Genomic DNA, 4,171 nt, shown 5'->3' with positions numbered 1-4,171 from the left:
CAATATCTGAATTAAAGAAAAACTCAGGCATATTTAAATGGTAAATTTTAAGCAAACAGTTTTTTGCATTTAATACGTTCCTCTTTACAAATGCAAATCCATCAAAGTATTTATCTCTCTTGATCTTTCAGCATATATCGATGTTTTATTTATATTTAACGTTTAGTATTCAGATAGCATGGCGATACAACTTACATCCCATATTTCTGAGAAGCCACGTATCCTGTCTTTTATCGCTTTTTATAATATTGATCTATCGGATAATATTTTGTTTTTTCTTTCCATTTACCGTTGACCAAGTTACGATCAGTCACCTCAACTTTATCTCCTGCTGTTACAACAGCTTCTATAAACTCGCGAACAAGTAATAAACCTTTTTGAGGTATCACTTGATATTCTGAACGGATGTGATAACAGCAGCCACTTTTATTAAAAGTAATGATCCGCTTCCGCTTAGAATCAATGTCAAACATACCCAGATTTTCTTGGGTTAAAGTTGATAATTCATCGCTTAACACAAATTTTTTCTTGTTTTGATGAAACACGTAAACATCATAAACAGGACCACCATAAGAACCGTAATTGCCATTTCGTATCGCTAAATCTTCTGTACCATCAAAATTAAAATCATCAAAAATCAATGGGCTCTGTTCACCATATAGCTGTATTACATTGACACTCGGTTTGAAATTTTCATCAAGATACATGGTTAGTTCATCTGAATGAAATGTCTGAAAGATTTGCCTGCTTCCCTTTTTAAATATAGTAATTTTAGCGTCACCATCACAGTTCATTTTTTCACAAGAAAGCTCAATTCGGACATCAAAATCTTTTGAACCATCATTAATTTGAAAGATCTGGGCATATAGGGGTTGGCTTAAAAACAAAAAAATTGATACGAATAATAGCCAATTATTTATAAATGATTTATGCATGGTATTTCTAATTTATAAAAATAATCATTCTGATCATAGCAAATATTTTGAATAATAAAAAACCACCCGAAGGTGGTTAGTTTTCATCTTTATAAAAGGAGGACGTTGACATTAATCATTAAAGATTAATGTCCCCCACCATTGATTGCTTTGGTCATGTCTTCTACAACTTTCTTGGCATCACCAAAAATCATCATGGTTTTTTCGTTATAGAACAAGTCATTATCAAGACCTGCATAACCGGTTGCCATAGAACGCTTGATCACCATGATTGTACGTGCTTTATGGGCTTCAAGAATCGGCATACCATAAATCGGTGAACCTGGATCATCTTTTGCTGCAGGGTTTACAACGTCATTCGCACCGATTACAAGAACGACATCTGTTGCAGGAAAGTCAGAGTTAATCTCATCCATTTCCAAAATGTCTTCATATGCCACATCTGCTTCAGCCAAAAGTACATTCATATGCCCTGGCATACGTCCCGCAACTGGGTGGATTGCAAATCGAACAGTTACACCCTGCTCTTTTAATATCTCACAGAGTTCTTTGACTGCATTTTGTGCACGACCTTGTGCCATACCATAACCTGGTACGATCACAACGCTATCTGCATTTGACATCAGGAAGCCTGCATCATCTGCTGAACCTGAACGATAGTTACGTTGAACCTGTTCACCCTTCTCACCGGATGCAGCTACTGCGCTGCCCCCCATAGCACCACCAAACAATACGTTGATGATTGAACGGTTCATTGCTTTACACATGATGTAAGATAGAATCGCACCAGATGAACCAACAAGTGAACCAGCTACAATCAACATGTTGTTTTCAAGTGTGAAACCAATACCTGCTGCTGCCCAACCAGAGAATGAGTTTAATAATGATACGACAACAGGCATATCACCACCACCCACTGGCGCAATCCAGACCCAACCAAATGCAAGAGCAAGTACAGTCATTGCCCAGAATGCCTGCATATTATGCGTTGTAAAGAATATGATACCACACGCTAACATTGCAATAAAAAGCAATGCCTGAACTGGTTTTACCCAACCACCTGAAATGGTTTTTGCCCATTTTTTTGCAGCCAGTTTACCATAAGCAAATACTGACGCAGTAAAGGTAATCGCACCAACAAAGCAGCCTACAAACAATTCAAATAAATGCACTTTTGACATGTGTGCCTGTTCAATACCTGCTGCTAAAAGTGCTTGAGGGTTTTGTTTGAACAAATCTTCAATCTGATTGTTATGCAAGATTGCAGCAATAGCGATGAGTACCGCAGCCAAACCGACCAATGAGTGCATCAGGGCTACAGTTTCCGGCATTTGAGTCATCGGCACTGTACGGGCTCGAGCAATACCGACAATTGCACCAAGTACCATCGCTCCAACGATCATCCAGATGACAGGATTATTTGCAACAAAGAATGTTGTCACAACAGCAATTGCCATTGCGATCATACCGTAACGGTTGCCCTGAATTGCAGTTTTAGGACCTGACAAGCCTCGAAGAGTTAAAATAAACAGGATTGCACCGATCAAATATAACCAGTTTGCATTTTCACGAATAAATTCCATTTAAATGCTCCCTTATTTCTTTTGCTTAGGTTTAAACATTTCCAGCATGCGCGCAGTCACTGCGAAGCCACCAAAAATGTTAATACTTGCCAAGAACACAGCGATTGCACCCAGTACACTCACCACGTTTACACTTTGGAATGCAACTTCACTGCCTTCACCTAAAACAGGCATACCAATAGTCTGTAACATCGCACCTACGATAATGATCGAAGAAAGTGCATTGGTTACAGCCATCAATGGCGTATGCAATGCAGGTGTTACACCCCAAACTACGTAGTAACCAACAAAGATGGCTAAGACGAAAATAGTAATAGTTTCAACCATGATGACTCTCCTTAACCACGCTTAAGCAGTACTTGACCGCCATGAGTCACTAAAAGGGCTTTTTGAATTTCATCTTCCTGATTGATTGCAATTTTTTTATCGGCATCAAAAAGTGTTTCAACGAAATTAAAAACGTTACGTGCATACAGTGCCGAAGCTTCTGTCGATACTGTAGATGGAATATTTGGAATACCTAAAATCTTGACACCATTTTCAGTGACAACATTTTCACCGCATTTAGAGCCTTCGACATTTCCACCTGTTTCAACCGCCATATCCAGAATGATTGAACCAGGCTTCATTTTGGCAACAGTTTCGGCTTTGATTAAACGTGGTGCATCACGACCTGGTAAAAGTGCCGTAGTAATCACAATGTCAGCATTTGAGACTGCTTTATCCACAATAATTGCCTGATCTTTGATATATTGCTCACCTGGCATCCATCCATAACCATTTTTTGCAGCATCAGCAGCTTTTTGTTTTTCTTCATCAGACATAGGAACGTCCAGCCATTTGCCACCTAGCGACTCAACCTGATCCCGAGCAGTAGGGCGCAAATCAGTAGCTTCTACTACAGCACCTAACCGTTTAGCGGTGGCAATTGCCTGAAGACCTGCTACACCAACACCCATGATCACAACTCGTGCTGGTTTCACCGTACCCGCTGCTGTCATCAACATTGGAAACATGCGCTGGTACTCGGCTGCAGCTAAAAGTACAGACTTATAACCCGCCAAATTCGCTTGAGATGACAATACATCCATATTCTGAGCACGGGAAAGTGTACGAGGTAAAAGCTCAAGTGCAAATGCAGATACACCTTGCGCTGCAAACTGATCCAGCTCTGGATTACGATATGGGTCAAACATCGCAATTATCGTTGTGTCTGGAGTAAGCTTTTGAATTTCAGCTCCAAAAGGTGCACGAACTTTCAAAATGATGTGACTGCCTGTATAAGCGTCATCAGTAATACTTGCGCCAACCTGTTCATAAGCACTGTCGATATAAGCAGCTTTTAAACCTGCTCCACGTTCAATGACTACGCTATGACCAGCACCAATTAACTTTTTTACTGTCTCAGGTGTCGCAGCTACACGGTTTTCACCGTTGATAGTTTCTGCTGGGATTCCAATCTGCATGAGCGTTCCTCAAGCTAATTTTTATTAAGCAAACATCGAGATTAACGATGTTTCCCCCACAATCTTTTGTTCTGAATTTCTGGATTCTAATTGAACTTTTTTAAAATACTACCCAATATTTATTTAATAAATGGCTATATTTCTGACTGATGATTCACAAATCATAAAAAATAAACATGTTCAATAT

The 4,171-nt window shown here is 39.5% G+C and carries 4 protein-coding genes; all 4 read right to left on the bottom strand.

Annotated elements, in window-relative coordinates:
* Window positions 1-230 precede the first annotated feature (230 nt).
* Window positions 231-935 carry an XAC2610-related protein gene (locus KPC_RS18210; RefSeq protein ID WP_121975746.1) on the bottom strand — a complete coding sequence of 235 codons (705 nt, stop codon included), beginning with the start codon at window positions 933-935 and terminating at the stop codon, window positions 231-233.
* Window positions 936-1,060: 125 nt separating this feature from the next.
* Entirely contained in the window at window positions 1,061-2,518 is a 1,458-nt protein-coding gene (locus tag KPC_RS18205; RefSeq protein ID WP_121975745.1) for an NAD(P)(+) transhydrogenase (Re/Si-specific) subunit beta, read from the bottom strand.
* Between the two features lie 12 nt (window positions 2,519-2,530).
* The gene (locus tag KPC_RS18200; protein WP_121975744.1) at window positions 2,531-2,845 is read right to left on the bottom strand and encodes a proton-translocating transhydrogenase family protein; all 315 of its coding nucleotides are present in this window, start codon (window positions 2,843-2,845) and stop codon (window positions 2,531-2,533) included.
* An 11-nt stretch (window positions 2,846-2,856) separates the two neighbouring features.
* A complete protein-coding gene (locus KPC_RS18195; protein ID WP_121975743.1) occupies window positions 2,857-3,984 on the bottom strand; it encodes a Re/Si-specific NAD(P)(+) transhydrogenase subunit alpha in 1,128 nt (375 codons plus the stop codon).
* Between the last annotated feature and the right edge of the window lie 187 nt (window positions 3,985-4,171).

The sequence above is a fragment of the Acinetobacter stercoris genome (assembly GCF_900323515.1).
In the GTDB taxonomy this organism is placed as follows: Bacteria; Pseudomonadota; Gammaproteobacteria; order Pseudomonadales; family Moraxellaceae; genus Acinetobacter; species Acinetobacter stercoris.
This window is presented reverse-complemented; position numbering and strand designations above follow the sequence as displayed.

Coding starts and splice junctions, on each gene's coding strand:
- KPC_RS18210 (WP_121975746.1), bottom strand. CDS start 935: ATGCATAAATCATTTATAAATAATTGGCTATTATTCGTATCAATTTTT.
- KPC_RS18205 (WP_121975745.1), bottom strand. CDS start 2,518: ATGGAATTTATTCGTGAAAATGCAAACTGGTTATATTTGATCGGTGCA.
- KPC_RS18200 (WP_121975744.1), bottom strand. CDS start 2,845: ATGGTTGAAACTATTACTATTTTCGTCTTAGCCATCTTTGTTGGTTAC.
- KPC_RS18195 (WP_121975743.1), bottom strand. CDS start 3,984: ATGCAGATTGGAATCCCAGCAGAAACTATCAACGGTGAAAACCGTGTA.